At 36.1% G+C, this 14,921-nt stretch carries 11 protein-coding genes and 1 tRNA gene; 5 read left to right on the top strand and 7 right to left on the bottom strand.

Going from position 1 to position 14,921, the window contains the following annotated elements:
* Nucleotides 1-148: 148 nt before the first annotated feature.
* Complete coding sequence (aroB, locus tag ACFIKJ_RS00340; protein ID WP_375625546.1) at nucleotides 149-1,282, bottom strand: 3-dehydroquinate synthase; 1,134 nt, start codon at nucleotides 1,280-1,282, stop codon at nucleotides 149-151.
* Nucleotides 1,257-1,889 (bottom strand): shikimate kinase, encoded by a 633-nt coding sequence (locus ACFIKJ_RS00335; protein WP_375626296.1) that lies wholly within the window; start codon nucleotides 1,887-1,889, stop codon nucleotides 1,257-1,259. The genes aroB and ACFIKJ_RS00335 overlap by 26 nt, the downstream gene beginning before the upstream one ends.
* A 260-nt stretch (nucleotides 1,890-2,149) precedes the next feature.
* Here ACFIKJ_RS00335 and ACFIKJ_RS00330 point away from each other — a divergent pair, with 260 nt between their 5' ends.
* The 3 genes from ACFIKJ_RS00330 to ACFIKJ_RS00320 all read left to right on the top strand — a co-directional run bounded on the left by ACFIKJ_RS00330 (nucleotide 2,150) and on the right by ACFIKJ_RS00320 (nucleotide 4,913).
* A complete protein-coding gene (locus ACFIKJ_RS00330) occupies nucleotides 2,150-3,076 on the top strand; it encodes a site-specific tyrosine recombinase XerD (protein WP_375625547.1) in 927 nt (308 codons plus the stop codon).
* 90 nt (nucleotides 3,077-3,166) lie between these two features.
* The gene (locus tag ACFIKJ_RS00325) at nucleotides 3,167-4,123 is read left to right on the top strand and encodes an acetyl-CoA carboxylase carboxyltransferase subunit alpha (protein WP_375651673.1); all 957 of its coding nucleotides are present in this window, start codon (nucleotides 3,167-3,169) and stop codon (nucleotides 4,121-4,123) included.
* 40 nt (nucleotides 4,124-4,163) lie between these two features.
* Nucleotides 4,164-4,913, top strand: coding sequence for a L,D-transpeptidase family protein (locus tag ACFIKJ_RS00320; protein WP_375651674.1), 750 nt, complete (start codon nucleotides 4,164-4,166; stop codon nucleotides 4,911-4,913).
* A gap of 1,569 nt (nucleotides 4,914-6,482) precedes the next feature.
* Here the strand turns inward: ACFIKJ_RS00320 and ACFIKJ_RS00315 are convergent.
* The 3 genes from ACFIKJ_RS00315 to ACFIKJ_RS00305 all read right to left on the bottom strand — a co-directional run bounded on the left by ACFIKJ_RS00315 (nucleotide 6,483) and on the right by ACFIKJ_RS00305 (nucleotide 10,564).
* Nucleotides 6,483-7,544: a CobW family GTP-binding protein gene (locus ACFIKJ_RS00315; protein ID WP_375670134.1), complete on the bottom strand. Its 1,062-nt coding sequence runs from the start codon at nucleotides 7,542-7,544 to the stop codon at nucleotides 6,483-6,485.
* Between the two features lie 411 nt (nucleotides 7,545-7,955).
* Entirely contained in the window at nucleotides 7,956-9,047 is a 1,092-nt protein-coding gene (locus ACFIKJ_RS00310) for a D-alanyl-D-alanine carboxypeptidase family protein (protein WP_375653467.1), read from the bottom strand.
* A gap of 719 nt (nucleotides 9,048-9,766) precedes the next feature.
* The gene (locus tag ACFIKJ_RS00305) at nucleotides 9,767-10,564 is read right to left on the bottom strand and encodes a lysophospholipid acyltransferase family protein (protein WP_375626067.1); all 798 of its coding nucleotides are present in this window, start codon (nucleotides 10,562-10,564) and stop codon (nucleotides 9,767-9,769) included.
* Nucleotides 10,565-10,693: 129 nt separating this feature from the next.
* Here ACFIKJ_RS00305 and thiD point away from each other — a divergent pair, with 129 nt between their 5' ends.
* Entirely contained in the window at nucleotides 10,694-11,548 is an 855-nt protein-coding gene (thiD, locus tag ACFIKJ_RS00300; RefSeq protein ID WP_375626066.1) for a bifunctional hydroxymethylpyrimidine kinase/phosphomethylpyrimidine kinase, read from the top strand.
* A 1,966-nt stretch (nucleotides 11,549-13,514) separates the two neighbouring features.
* Here thiD and ACFIKJ_RS00295 read toward each other — a convergent pair.
* Nucleotides 13,515-13,997 carry a GNAT family N-acetyltransferase gene (locus ACFIKJ_RS00295; protein WP_375653469.1) on the bottom strand — a complete coding sequence of 161 codons (483 nt, stop codon included), beginning with the start codon at nucleotides 13,995-13,997 and terminating at the stop codon, nucleotides 13,515-13,517.
* A 125-nt stretch (nucleotides 13,998-14,122) separates the two neighbouring features.
* On the opposite strand from ACFIKJ_RS00295, the gene ACFIKJ_RS00290 reads away from it, so the two are divergent.
* Nucleotides 14,123-14,401 carry a hypothetical protein gene (locus ACFIKJ_RS00290; protein WP_375648287.1) on the top strand — a complete coding sequence of 93 codons (279 nt, stop codon included), beginning with the start codon at nucleotides 14,123-14,125 and terminating at the stop codon, nucleotides 14,399-14,401.
* A gap of 373 nt (nucleotides 14,402-14,774) precedes the next feature.
* Here the strand turns inward: ACFIKJ_RS00290 and ACFIKJ_RS00285 are convergent.
* Nucleotides 14,775-14,849, bottom strand: a tRNA-Gly gene (locus ACFIKJ_RS00285).
* Between the last annotated feature and the right edge of the window lie 72 nt (nucleotides 14,850-14,921).

Raw genomic sequence — 14,921 nt, 5'->3', positions numbered from 1 at the left:
ATTTGAGCAGATTCACTTTGAGGATTTCTCCTCAAAATGCCCAATTTCTTTAGGAATCCTGTGCTCTATCCTACTGAGCTACGCAGACATCATCATACTTATTCCTTTAATAGAAGTATAAAAACGAATCAATTATATTCAATATGAATTAACGAATTTCTGCTAATTTTTGTTCCAGAAAAGTCAAAACTGCTTCCGGAGAGACATTTTTTGCAATAAATGATTGACCAAGTCCGCGTGTTAAGATGAAGGTCAAATTGTTTTGCGAAACTTTTTTATCTTGAGCAATGAGAGTTATTAAACTTTCAGCATCTGGTAACTTCCCTGGGATATCCTTTAATTGTGTAGGCAAACCTATAGATTTGAAGTGTGCTTCAATGCGTTGTGTAAGTGTGGGGTTTATCAAATTTAGTTGAGCAGAAAATTGATGCGCTAGAATCATTCCAATTGCTACAGCTTCACCGTGAATTAAACGCTTTGATTCATAAGCCGTTGCTGTTTCAAGCATGTGTCCAAATGTATGGCCGAGATTTAAGAGCGCGCGCTCTCCTGTTTCTTGTTCGTCACGTGCTACAATGGCGGTTTTAAATTGGCATGAGCGGACAATGGCTTCTGTTCGCATAGGGCCATTAGAAAAGACTTCTTGTCCATTTTTTTCAAGCCATTCAAAGAAATTAGGCTGGTTAATGAGTCCATATTTGACCATTTCTGCGTAACCAGCACGAAATTCGCGCGGTGGTAGGGTATCAAGAAGACATGTGTCAGCAATAACGCATTGCGGTTGATAAAAAGTACCAATAAGATTTTTACCATATTGGCTATTGATTCCAGTTTTTCCACCAACGGAGGAATCAATTTGTGCAAGAAGCGTTGTGGGCATTTGAATGAAGTTCATACCACGGCGGATTATACTTGCCGCAAATCCTGCTAGATCGCCAATGACACCACCGCCAAAAGCAATAACACAGTCGCCTCTTTCTAAACGCGCAGCAAGAATTTGATCGATGACAACTTGCAGGGTTGAAAATGATTTTGATTGTTCTCCCGCTTCTACAATAATAGGGACAGTATGAATTTTATTTTTTGTTAACTCTGCTTGTAATATCTCCAAATGAAGGGAAGCAACATTTGTATCTGTAACAAGTGCCAAGCGCGTTGGATGAGGATCTTTTTTGTTAAGAGCATGTTTAATCTGTGAAGCAGCTTGGGCAATCAGACTCGGACCAATGATGATATCATAACAGTGTTTGTCCAGTTTAACAGTGACGGTCTTTGTTTGCATGCTGATTTTCCCTATTGTTAATTTCTGTGTATAGGTAGTGCTCTACAGATCGTATAACATTTTGTGCTACGGTATGACGGCTTTCTTTATGACTGTTAATTGTTAAGTTTGCCTTTGCATAGATAGGATAACGCTGTTCCATGAGTTTTTGCATGGTTTCTTTAGGATTGGCTGTTTGAAGCAGGGGGCGTGTTGGGTGCTTTGAGACACGTTGCATGAGGATATCAAGATCGACTTTTAGCCATATGGATATACCATTTTGATGAATGGTTTTTCGGATATTTTCGTTTATGTAGGCACCACCACCTGTTGCTAAAACAAGGGGACTTTTTTTCATTAGGTTCAGAATAACACGCTGTTCAAGAGCACGAAATTCTGATTCACCATAAATTTCAAAGAGTTCAGTGATTGTCATTTGCGCAGCTTTTTCAATTTCTTGGTCAGAATCATAAAAGGGTAAACGGAGCATGGTGGCGACGCGTTTTCCGATCACTGATTTGCCTGCTCCCATAAGACCAACAAGGACAAGTGCTTTTTTATCAAGGGACGATAAGAGCTGATTCTTTATTTGTGTTATAGGGACGCGTTTTGGTCGATTGCTTTTCATAACTTTATTTCGGCATTTATCCATCTTAAAGTCAATTCCTGTTAATCTTTGTGAGGCATAATACGAGATAGAATATTTTTGGGTAGGTTATTATCTTATGCCAACATTGACTAGATTTTTGATGATTCTTTTCATTTTGCTTTCTGTTCTTTTCATTATAATGGGTGCTCTTGTGGTTTGGGTTGAACCAGTAACTGTGGATATGTACATCGATGTTCCCTTGGATTCATGGAATCTTTCTACGGAAGCGAATCAATGAAATGAAAAGTGGTGCTGTGATAGATCATTTTCTTGAGATGATGAGCGCGGAGAGAGGAGCTTCACCTCATACGCTTGCGGCTTATCAGCATGATTTGCAGTGGGCACAAGACGAATTGTCTTCACACTCTGTTTCGCTTTTTTCAGCACAAAAAGAAGATTTAATTGCCCTTTTGTCGCTTATGCATACTTTTGGTTTTGCAGCATCGTCACAAGCACGCCGTTTATCGACTTTGCGTCAGTTTTATCAATTCCTTTATGCTGAAGGGTTGAGAGCAGATGATCCCTCTCATGATATTGATGCACCTCGTCAGGGGCGCCCTTTGCCCAAAATCATGAGTGAAGATGCAGTGATAAAATTGCTTGATTTAGCACAGTTAGAAGTCAATCAAGCAGATTATGGGTCTAAGGATTATCTGCGTGCATTGCGTCTTCAGCTATTGAGTGAAATGCTTTATGCAACAGGATTACGTATTAGTGAATTGGTGAGTTTGCCTGTGCAGGCTGTTCGGGGGAAAGCATACAGCATTTTGGTTCGTGGTAAGGGCAAAAAAGAACGAATGGTGCTGTTATCAAAAAAAGCATATCAAGTTCTTTTGCAGTGGTTAAATTTACGTGATCAGGGAAAGGATGTCGCAAGTCCTTATCTTTTTCCTGCGAATTCCGAGACAGGATATATTGCTCGTCAAGTTGTTGCGCGGGAGTTGAAAAATCTCGCTAGAAGAGCAGGAATAGAAAGTAAACACTTTTCTCCCCATGTGTTGCGCCATGCTTTTGCTAGTCATCTTTTGCAAAATGGTGCCGATTTGCGTGCAGTTCAACATTTGTTAGGTCATTCTGATATTGCTACCACTCAGATTTATACCCATGTGTTGGAAGAGGGACTTTATCGTTTAGTTAATGAGCATCATCCACTTGCCGATGAGTAAAAGGCTCGTTAAAGAAAAGGTGATGTTTTTGAAAAAGACTTTATAAAGCAAATTATAAGTGTATAAGTGACACTGAATGAGTTGGTACAAATGTATAATTATCTTGATTTTGAAAAACCAGTTGCTGATCTTGATGGGAAAATTCTTGAATTAAAAAAAATTTCTCAGGAAAAAGGCAGTCTTGATATGAGTGATGAGATTGCTCGTCTTGAAGCGCGATCTCAAACAGCATTGCGCGATATTTATAAAAAATTATCGCCATGGCAAAAAACACAAGTGGCTCGTCATCCTGATCGTCCCCATTTTATGGACTATTCTAAACGCCTATTGAGTGATGTTACGCCTTTGGCAGGAGATCGCAAGTTTGCTGAAGATGAGGCTATTCAAGCTGGGTTTGCACGTTTTAGGGGAGAAGCAGTTGCTTATATCGGTCAAGAGAAAGGTCACGATACACAAACACGTTTGCGCTATAATTTTGGTTCTGCACGCCCAGAAGGATATCGTAAAGCTGTACGTATTATGGAAATGGCTGACCGCTTTGGTTTGCCACTCCTCACTTTTATTGATACTGCAGGTGCTTATCCTGGGGTAAGCGCTGAAGAACGTGGGCAAGCGGAAGCAATCGCTCAATCAACAGCTGCAACTTTGCGTTTGAAAGTTCCTGTGGTTTCCGTTGTTATTGGAGAAGGCGGTTCTGGAGGGGCGATAGCAATTGCTGCAGCCAACAAAGTTTATATGTTGGAGCACGCAATTTACTCTGTTATTTCACCAGAAGGAGCAGCTTCTATCTTATGGCGTGATCCAGCTCGTGCAAAAGATGCTGCAATGAATATGCGTATTACTGCTCAAGATTTGTATCGCTTAAAGATTATTGATGGCATTATTTCGGAACCTTTAGGAGGAGCGCATCGTGGTAAAGAGATTGTCATTGATGCAACGGGTGATGTTATTTCAGAGGCTTTAAAAGCTATGGTTGGAAAAGATGGTGAAGCTCTTAAACAAGAGCGAAGGGAAAAATACCTTCAAATTGGTCGATCTCTAACATAGGTTATTTTTTGTGAGGGGTGTTGGATTGGAGTTTTATTCGATGACGTTTAGCAGATTCCTCGCTGTGTGTGTGTTGTTTGTAATGGGAATATTGACGGCATGTGGGGGAAGATTGCCAGCTTCTATTCGTGCCAAAGTTGAGCAGCCGTTGCCACAAGAAATCCAGAACAGAATGGCTTTATACGATATTGATCCTTATGCACCAATTGTAATGCGATTTTTCAAGGAAGAAAATCTTGCTGAAGTTTGGAAGCAGTCTCGTTCAGGGCCTTTTATCTTGGTTGCTCGCTATGGCATTTGCAAATGGTCTGGTAAGCTTGGACCTAAATATAAAGAAGGAGATTTTCAGACACCAGAGGGGTTTTACACTATTAGCGCAAACCAAATGAATCCTTATTCAAAATATTATCTTTCTTTTAATATAGGATTTCCTAACCTTTATGATCAGGAAAATGGTCGTACAGGAAGCAATCTTATGGTGCATGGTTCTTGCTTTTCCGCAGGTTGTTATTCTATGAGTGATAAGAATATGGCTCAGATTTATGCGTTTGCACGGGATGCTTTTAAAGGAGGACAAAGAGAGTTTCAGTTGCAGGCTTTTCCTTTCCGCATGACCGAGGATAATATGTTACGTCATAGCAATGATCCTCATTATCAATTCTGGGTTATGCTTAAGAAAGGTTATGATTTTTTTGAAAAAAATCGTCAGCCTCCAACTGTTGAAGTTTATGGAAAACGTTACGTTTTTAATCGCGATATTGATAAAACTTCAGTTTCTCTAATGCAGTGAGTATTATTGTATCCTGCTGCACCCGTAAATACGATCACTTATAAATGGCGATACAGGATATGCAAAAACTTTACGCATAAGGTGTCTAAGTGAGTAGTTAATATTTTAAAGCGCAGAGTTTTTTCATAGAGCTTTGCGTAAGTAAATTAGATGAAGTGGAAAGCCAGGAGGAATTTTCTCAAAGAAGTTGGATTGTTTGCACATCGGTAGTGGTGTTAATCGTCGTTTTTAATAAAGAGTAAGTTAACATAAAATTCGCCTCTCTTTTTATTTCTTTCAAAGAGTTTTATTCTTTCATGCTGTAAAATATTGTCTTATCATGCTGTTATATAAGATACATTCACATATTTTAAAATCCGATATTGCCTCTGTCTGATTTTTGTTTTTTGCCTCAACAGGGATTTTGATTTCAATTAGCTGGAGTAAATATAGAGTTGAGCAGAATATTTTAGAACCAAGAATTTGTCCAATCGGTTTGTGAAATGAATCACATGAAGTGGTTTGCAGATGAAGCGCATTTAGAGAGAAAACAATCTGATTACAGATTGATGGATATTAAATTTTTCATCATAACAATTTGATTTATAATAATTTATCATTTTGCAATTTGAGTTGAGGGACTCAATATCATCAGATTCTTTTATCTTAAAATCTGTTTATGATGAATTAATCGAAACCATTTTTTGCACGTCATAAAATTGAATTGGCATGTGAATAAAACTCTTAAAGAAAGGAGTACAGATATTTCTCATGAGTACTCTAAAGTACCAAGGTTTTCCAAAGCATTTTCAACTGGCAAGAGCATGAGGCTACCAGCTTGCATATTTATGGAGTAAAGATGGAGAATGGGGCTTATACATTTTATGGAGAATTTTGTATTATATTATTTGTAGGTAGCGTTTTGAAATAGGGATGATGCGTATTGAGAGACGGTTTTTTTAACGAATGCGTGAGTTCGCGATACAATGATGTTCTATTTTGTGTGAGGGTGACTATTTTACAGATAAGGGTAATATGTTAGCGTTGGAGTGTTTTTATACGTGGTCATTTTGCATCATGCGGTTTTGTAAGAGAGCTAAAAAATTTCAATTGTGGTAGTCTATAGTGATTTTGCCGTCCAGTGAAAAGGTACGGATAATTTTATAGGAGACATTATTGTGTAGAAAGCATTGTTAAAAATGTGTATTTTCTTATTTTTTATTCCATTATGTGAATAAACTTGAATAGGAGTGTTTATAAATTTATAACATATTGATTTATAAGGATACTTTAGTGTTATTCAACTTGAATTAGAATCTTGGATACCGTAGGATTCTCCCGTTTCAAAGTTTCTCCATGTTGAATCAATTAAAACCATTTGCTTGCGCATTACAAACGGGGATAGCCGTGTGGGTAAAGCTGTGTAAGAAAAGACTAAAATGCTTTTTACGAACCGTTTCAAGTGCCAAGAGCTTTTGTTTCAACATTGGGGATTAGCAAAGTGTGTGATGATGCCGGTTTGCTCCTTTAAAAGCATAAAGATGGTGGTGCCAATGAATTTAATGGTGTATCATTGAAGGGGGGAAAAAATTAAAATTTTATTCCTGGAATGACTAGAGGATTTTCTAAGAGAGCTGTTTTGTCTGCAGTATCTATTGCTGGTTTATTAAAGAAAGCATTGAGGAGCTTTTGTATTGCTTCTTTTTCAACACCATCGGCAATGATGACAAAACGTGTTTGTTTTATTCCTTTTGGCCATTCTGGCAATCTTATGGGAGGATGAAAAAATGTTTGTACGCCATGTAATATAAGTGGGCGATAAGGGTCATCACGCAATGCGATAATTGCTTTAATACGTAATAATTTTGTACCATAACGCTCTTGTAGGATATCTAAAAAAGCTTCAATTGTGGCGTAATCAACAGGACCCTCACAGTTGAGTGAAAAGGTACGAATGGTTTTATGGGGGGTATGATCATGTGGGGTATTCGTAAGATTTTGTTTAAGTTTTGTATTTTCTACTTTTTCATCCCATAATGTGTTATTTATTAATAGCTTTGAACAGAAATCTTCAGAATGGGCGTCAATGATTTGTGCTGTAGGATTAATCGTTTTAAGTGTGTTAAGGAGCGTATCTGAAAGCGTTTGTTGAGCCATAAGGTCTGTTTTGGTGAGAATAATTTTATCAGCAAATATTAATTGTTTATATATTTCAGGATAGCGCTCACATATGGAAAGTGTGCTTAATGTATCGAATGTTGCAAGAACAGCATTTATAGACAATGTTTGAATAAACAACGGGTGGCTTAAAAGTATTTGTAAAATAGGGGCGGGATCAGCCATCCCTGTGGTTTCAATGATAATATGATGGAGTTGTTTGATCTGTCCTGTCTGAACGCGATTTATTAAATCAATTAATGTATCGATGAGATCACTGCGTAAATTGCAGCATAAGCAACCATTGGCAAGCTCAATAATTCCTTCTGTCGTTTTTTCAACCAGAAGGTGGTCAATACTGATTTCACCGAATTCATTGATGATAATAGCGCATTCTGTTAAAAGAGGGTCTTGTAACATACGGTTGAGCAAAGTTGTTTTGCCAGAGCCTAAAAAACCAGTAATAAGCGTGAGAGGGATGCGCTTTATTTTCATGTTAATCATCAATCATGGTTTTGTTTTAAAAAAACATATTTCAGTACGTCTAACCAATTTATAATGGTGTCCGATATAATGGTTAATACCCTATGAAATCCATTGTATCACTATCTTTACACTTATAAAGGTAGGTGTATTCGGGGTATATCATACACTTTTTTAGCGTCAATGTTATGATAATTCTTGGTTCTTGAAAGAACTTATAGGAGGAATTTTTATTCCTTGTTTTAATTATTTTATCTACATGTTCCTCTACCTCGTGACGTGCAAGAAACTGGTTTTTTATTGATTCAACAAATACAGATTTGAAATGAGAGAATCTTACAACATTTGTGGTTCTGACATAAGATACAAATAATTAATTATCATTATAAATCAAAGTATTTATAATTAATCGTAGATTATGATTTATGGCTTTTTTATAGAATGGTTTGCGCGTCTTTTATACGAACTATGGGGCTTTCTTAGTGGCTTTACTGTTATTTTAGGTGTTTGTGGCGTACGAATGAGGTGTACTGGTAAAGGATGAGAAAAAGGAGGTGGAGCAGTGATAAAAGGTGAGGTGAGGATAATATTTCCTTGATCATCATATGAATTTGTATGCATTTTTATGGCTTCCGGTGTGCATGTTTGTTGTCTCATATTGTTGGCTTGTGTTATATTTCTCCCATAAGGTTTTAATGTTGCTAGTGTTAATCGGGGGCTTCCTTGGTGCAAAAATCCTGTTTCAAGAAGTTGTGCAGCTTTTTCTTCTCTTTCAGTTATGTTGTTAGCACCTAGAATGACAGTAATAATTGTACGTTTATTACGGGTGGCTGAGGCAACAAGATTAAAACCAGAGGCACAAATAAAGCCTGTTTTCATACCGTCTATTCCATAAAAACGGCCAATGAGGTTGTTTGAGTTATGCTGGATTTTTCGATTATTACCAAAATCAATTGCTGGAATAGAAAAATAATGAGCATATTGTGGAAATTCTCGACGTATCTGAACGGCTAAAAGAGCAATATCGCGTGCCGTGGAGTAGTTTTGAGAGTCTGGTAAACCACTTGCGTTCGCAAAATGCGTTCCAAACATGCCTAAACGTTTAGCTTCGCTATTCATTTTACGTACAAAATTTTTCTGTGAACCTGCAACAGCTTCACTCATGGCAATGGCTAAATCATTGGCAGATTTAACCATGGTGATACTTAAGGCTGTATCAAGTGTGAGTACGGAACCAGCTTTATAGCCTGAACGATATGAAGGAGCTTTTACGGCGTATTCGCTGATGGTGATATGTTTGTCTGGTGAAATTTCTCCTCGGCTCATGGCACGAAAAATAACATAAGCGGTCATTAATTTTGTCAAGGAAGCAGGATACCAACGCTCAAAAGCTTGATTATGTTTTAAGATATGCCCCGTTGTAACATCAACAGAAATAAAAGGCTGCGCTAGAGCAACAGCGCTCGATAAACTCAAAATCACAGAAAAAAATAAATTATAGAAGAGACGTTGCATTAATTTAAATCTAGTTCCTTCTTATTCGTTATTTAGAATTGTTTTAATGTAGCACACAAAGCTTTTAAGTCTAGGTTAGGGAGGAAAGATGGTTAATTGCTGTATTCGTTGTGTCTCGGAGATAAAAACCAATACTCATTTTTATTTTTCCCTTGAATTTGTTTTGATGGCTTAAGTATCTCAAGAAATACTTTTTAAATAATGAAGCTTGCACAAGATTTCAGGTTCTTGGGGGATTGATGTTTCTCAGGAAGGAACGAATCGGCATAATCATACATTTTTCTTGTCCTCCTGGTAGGATAGCCCTCGGCACTTGAGATTAAGATGGTTCGTAAAAAGCATTTTAATCTTTTCTTGTATCGTTTTATTCACACAGATATCCTCGCTTGTAATGTGCAAGCAAACGATTCTAATTAATTCAAAATGGAATAGATTTGAAATGAGAGAATATTAAGGTATTCATGGTTCTCATTCAAGTTGAATAAAGATAAAATATCCTTATAAATCAATATGATGTATGTTTTTTAAACGATTTTAAAGAGAGAAAGAATTCTTTCTCAAAAAAATTCACACATCAATCATTTCTTGTAATGTACATGTGTTTTATAATTTTGAATTAGAAAGTTTGAAGTATCTTTCTTATATTTTTGTTCCATATACTCTGCTCAATATACCAATATACAAAGTGATGCATTATTCTAATCAATCAGCACATTGTTTCATGATGAATGATTTAGTTTTTGAAGTTTCTGAACAGCGTATGGTGGCATAGGAGGAGGGGTAGGATCTTGAGCTGCTAAGAGAAGCAGTTCATCACATGCTTTTTCAGTTTTTTGGACAAGTTGATCTAGAAAATCACGTTTGCTTAAACCAGCTTCTATCGGGGGAAGAATACGGACACGAATTGTTCCGGGATAGCGGCGAAAATTATTGCGTGGCCAATATAAACCCGCATTGTGTGCAATAGGCACAACTTGAAGCCCTAATTCATTATAGAGCGCGACAATTCCTGACTTATAATCTGGTTCTTGACCGGGTTGTCGGCGTGTTCCTTCGGGAAAAATCAAGATTTGGCGCCCTTGTTTTACTTTCTCTTTTGCTTTTTGTATAACCATTTTTAAGGCTTTGATGGGCGTTGTGCGGTTAATGGGGATAATTTGTGTTTTTGCCATATACCAGCCAAACAATGGAATCCACATCAATTCACGTTTTAAAATGAGAGTGGGGTCATCAAAATAGGGAACAAGACTGAAAGTTTCCCAAGCCGATTGATGCTTTGGAGCAATGATATAGGGTCCTTTGGGAAGATTTTCTAATCCTTCAATCTCATAACTTGTGCCTGCGATGTATTTTTGCAAAAAGAGTGTAACGCGCGCCCATGTTTTAGGGACAATCCATGCCTTTTTGCGGGGCATTAAAAAATAAACGGGAGCGTAAAGAATCATTTGTATGAGAGTTGTTGTATAAAAAGCGAACGTAAAAAGAATAGAACGAAGGATAAGCACTACATTTTCCATTTTATATCTATAAGAAGACTTCATATATAATATAACTCACATGAGAAAACATCTTCTTTATGTTTTTTCAAACATCTATTTTTTCGGTAACTTATTTTCCGATATTTAAAAACAGAAGGAAAGAGGTTGATGGAATTACAAAAAGATAAACTTTTTATTCCACGGATTTTATCTATTGCGGGAACAGATCCTTCTGGTGGCGCTGGAATGCAGGCGGATTTGAAGGTTTTTTCAGCTATGAAAACTTATGGTATGAGTGTGGTTACAGCTGTTGTTGCACAAAATACTCAAGGTGTGCGTTCTTTTCAGGCATTAGATGCTTCTTTTGTTGCAGATCAAATTGATTCTGTTTTTGAGGATATCCATGTTGATGCCGTTAAAATTGGTATGGTTGCAAATGCTCAGATTGCACAGGTTATTGCACAACGTCTTGCTTATCATAAAGCGCGTTTCATTGTTTTTGATCCGGTTATGGTTGCAAAAAGTGGTGATGTTCTTTTAAAGTCTGATGCAATTGAAATTATGCGTGACGTTCTTGTGCCGATGTCAACTTTGATCACGCCAAATTTGCCTGAAGCTGCACTGTTATTGGGAGGTGAAGTGCAATGGTCTTTAGAGACTATGTATCAATATGCTCCACGACTTTTGGCGCTAGGGTGTCATGCAGTTTTGTTAAAAGGGGGACATTTGAATACGCTTAGCAGAAATAGTACAGAAAATTACGATTGTTCTAGTCCAGATCTTTATTGTGATTGTGAAAACCTTTTTATGCTTGAAGCTTCTCGTCTTTCAACCACTCATGATCATGGGACAGGGTGTACCATTTCTGCCGCTATTGCAGCTCTGTTACCTACCCAACCCTTGGATTGCGCTGTTAAACAAGCAAAAGATTATTTGCATGGCGCTTTAACTGCCTCAAATGCTTTAAAAGTAGGGAAAGGGCGAGGGCCGCTTCATCATTTTTATGCATTATGGAAAGATTAATACAACAATTGATTGTGAAAAATCTTCACTCTATGAATTTGTTTCGTCATTATATGCTGTTTTGGATTTATGACTGGTAAGTGTTAGTGCATTGTAGTTTAACAGTTATTTCGTATTAAGAAGGATGAGAAAAAAATGTTATAATTTGTTTCTTTTATATATTTTTTAAGATTAATGTATCCTGTTTCAGAGGCAATTTTGAGTATAAAAAAGAGAGCAAGGAATTGTAAAATCAGGATTTGATAGAAAAAAGGGTAGGGGGAAAGGCCTTTTACAAGGCGATATTGAAACTGGCTGATCCCACTATATTTGCTGTTTATTATATTGGTTGCAAAACAGGATGAGCCAAAATCGTTATCAAAATTATTGAATATATCTAACATTTACAGAGTTTTTGTCGGCATGGGTAGGGTTTTCTAAATGGTAATTGATACGTCCTGATGGAATTATCAATGATTTTTCAGGCGATGTGGTGAATTTTTTCGGATATTACAACGTCATTATCCTCTTTTTATGGAACTGCTTTATGAAATTGCTGACATTTCAGATGAGCAGCTGTGAGGAGTTTCAACATTTAATACAGCAAGATCTAGAAACTTTCACGGATTTAGAGCGGGTTTTAAGGTTTTTATATTTATAGTGATTAAGTTTTAGCGAGAAAGTAGTTGATCGCTCAATCGGAGTTTCAATAGATCTGTAGCGTGTGGTTTAATCTTTTCAAACTTGAATTTTTATTCTGTCATTTAACGGATTTCATCATTAAGTATTTAAAACGATCTGATTTTATTGTGCGCTATGACTGTTCAACACCTTATTTTACGTTGATTGAAGTTATGTTCCTCATGTAAAATAGTATGCTTCAAGTAGAATGCACTTACATTGTTAATTCACATGTTTATTTTAAAGAGATTTCTCTCAAGGTGTGTCACATCCATCATTTATAATAACGTCCGTGAATGCTCTAAAGCTCCTATGAAGTGTATAAAGCTATTATGCTTCCCATTTTTATGTTTTTAAGGTGAAAGGGGCCCCCTATACTATTTTTAGCTCCCAATGTTGCGATAAGCTTTGGTATTTTAGAGCGTTTATAAGAAGAACTTTTATTCCTTTCTTCAAGTGAATTTCATTGATACATCAATTCCGCTTGTGATGTGTAAGCAGATGATTGTGAGTGATTTAATATATAGAGATTTGAAATGAGATAATCCTATGATATTTGAGATGATTGCTCAATATGAATAATAATAAATTACCTTTATGAATCAAATTATTGATTTATTTTCGTGTTGAAGATTATTCTGGATAAGAATTTGTTCAAGCAAGAGGGTTATCGAAGGATGTCTACGCTGTTTGCACAAGTACAAGGGAAAATTTCTTTTGTCATTTCAAATGATGTGCCAGAAATCTCAAAAACTTAATTTATTCAAATAGTAGGTGAAAACAGTTTATTTCGTGTAAAAATAATACAATTAGCGTGAGATATTTCTCATTATCAACTGTGATATAAAAAAGAAACAATATACATAAAGGACCTTTAAAAGGGTTTTGAAGCTCCTTTGGTTATTGTATAAAGCGAAGATTTTTTCTATTAATTGACTAACAGATTAACCATCTAACAAACTATGATGTAACTGTAGTTTTAAATATTTGCTTTCGAGTTTTTTATAATTATCAGTAACAGATAGTAAATTATCAATCATATCAAATAAAATTTTCACTTGTTCAACTTAGATCTTTTATAGATATCTTTTTTAAGACAATGATCCTGAAAATCATAAAAGTAAGAAAAATTGAGTGAGTCATTTGAAACAATTATATCTGTAATAACTTTTTTAGCTTTTCATTATCAGTATTAAAGGAGATTGGCTAAACTTTCTTGGTTGTATAGATTGGTTTTCTGTATTTGAGTTTTGCTGAAAATAATAAATTCGCTTATCTAATAAATTCGCTTATCGATGAAAAGAATTCATCGCTCAATGATCATGTGTTTATTGGAATAAACTTTAAATTCACTAAAGTTTATAAAACCCAATTTTTTATAAATGCCAATTCCCTCGTGAAATGCTTGCATACCAATAACATGGCATTTCTTTCTTTTTAAATGCTTAATAGCAATTTTTGTCATGAATGTCCCAACACCTCTTTTCTGAAAATCTGGATTGGTGACAATATCATACACTCCACCAACTCCATCGGCTTTAATACAAAAACATATTGCTACAGGATTGTTATTTATATAACCAACAAACATCTCTACATCAGAGTCTTTTTTATAACAACGGCCTATTGTTTCATAAAATATAACCGCTTCTTCATCAAAAGGCTCGAATACTGATGCCATAACATTTCTGTAATCTCTAAAATCTTGAAGAGATTCAACTTCCTTGATTTTGAAGTTATCCGGCATAGAAGTAACATGTGAGTCTATATTTTGTGCTAAAGCTGCCATTCCTACCTCTGTTTCAACAAGCTCTAAACCAATAGATTAAGAGAACTTCATCAACTTTATAATGAGACGAATGAGGTCCAACCCACCAAGCTAAAGGTAGTTTTTGTGCATTAAAGGAATGGATTATGGATTTTGCTTGGTTTGTAGGTATAGTTTTTTGTAAACTTTTAGCAGAGACAATATTGAATGTGTCTGAAGCAAATGTTGAATTAACAGAAGATACTCCATTTGGAAAATCAACAACCTTCATTTTAGGGCATAATTTCGGTAAAAAACGTACCTTTGAAAAAAAGTTATTCTCTAACGATAAGTCAATTTTTGATTTGTTTAATATTTGCTCTCTTTGTAATTGCTCATCATTTTTTAATACTGGGGCTGTAAAAAATCCGTTAGCTCAAAAGTAATCCCAAATTCTTTTACATAAGCTTCTATAATCTGCAAAGCCGCAAAAGATCTGCTGCCAATAGTGAAAAAATTATTCTCGGGATGGCAAGAAATAAAGTTATTGTTGCTAAGCAGCGTCATGAACCAATGGGAATTGTTCATTTCGCTTTTCAAGCTTATTTTACACGGCTTTAACGACTTAACAGACAACAGCAACCTTCCAGAAAAAATCCGTCTAAGTTAAAAATTGTTATCTGATAATCTAAGACACCAAACCAATAGATGCTTCATAAGAAATTATGAATCTTAAAAAAACTTTGAAAAAATAAATTTGTAAAAAAAACTAGTGGCAAGCTACAGCTCCACGCAAGAACGAATAAATACAAAATTCAATGGAGCGGGCGATGGGATTCGAACCCACGACCCCAACCTTGGCAAGGTTGTGCTCTACCCCTGAGCTACACCCGCTTACCGATTCGATATATATCTTGCCTGTATGGCGTAGGCTTCTACGAATTGCAACAAAAAAATATCATTTTA

Source organism: Bartonella sp. PS7NMGDW (assembly GCF_042193585.1).
GTDB classification, from domain to species: Bacteria; Pseudomonadota; Alphaproteobacteria; order Rhizobiales; family Rhizobiaceae; genus Bartonella; species Bartonella grahamii.
The sequence above is the reverse complement of the archived record's forward strand: the minus strand, read 5'-3'. Positions and strand labels throughout refer to the sequence as shown.

Coding starts and splice junctions, on each gene's coding strand:
- aroB (WP_375625546.1), bottom strand. CDS start 1,282: ATGCAAACAAAGACCGTCACTGTTAAACTGGACAAACACTGTTATGAT.
- ACFIKJ_RS00335 (WP_375626296.1), bottom strand. CDS start 1,889: ATGAAAAGCAATCGACCAAAACGCGTCCCTATAACACAAATAAAGAAT.
- ACFIKJ_RS00330 (WP_375625547.1), top strand. CDS start 2,150: ATGAAAAGTGGTGCTGTGATAGATCATTTTCTTGAGATGATGAGCGCG.
- ACFIKJ_RS00325 (WP_375651673.1), top strand. CDS start 3,167: ATGTATAATTATCTTGATTTTGAAAAACCAGTTGCTGATCTTGATGGG.
- ACFIKJ_RS00320 (WP_375651674.1), top strand. CDS start 4,164: ATGACGTTTAGCAGATTCCTCGCTGTGTGTGTGTTGTTTGTAATGGGA.
- ACFIKJ_RS00315 (WP_375670134.1), bottom strand. CDS start 7,544: ATGAAAATAAAGCGCATCCCTCTCACGCTTATTACTGGTTTTTTAGGC.
- ACFIKJ_RS00310 (WP_375653467.1), bottom strand. CDS start 9,047: ATGCAACGTCTCTTCTATAATTTATTTTTTTCTGTGATTTTGAGTTTA.
- ACFIKJ_RS00305 (WP_375626067.1), bottom strand. CDS start 10,564: ATGGAAAATGTAGTGCTTATCCTTCGTTCTATTCTTTTTACGTTCGCT.
- thiD (WP_375626066.1), top strand. CDS start 10,694: ATGGAATTACAAAAAGATAAACTTTTTATTCCACGGATTTTATCTATT.
- ACFIKJ_RS00295 (WP_375653469.1), bottom strand. CDS start 13,997: ATGGCAGCTTTAGCACAAAATATAGACTCACATGTTACTTCTATGCCG.
- ACFIKJ_RS00290 (WP_375648287.1), top strand. CDS start 14,123: ATGGATTTTGCTTGGTTTGTAGGTATAGTTTTTTGTAAACTTTTAGCA.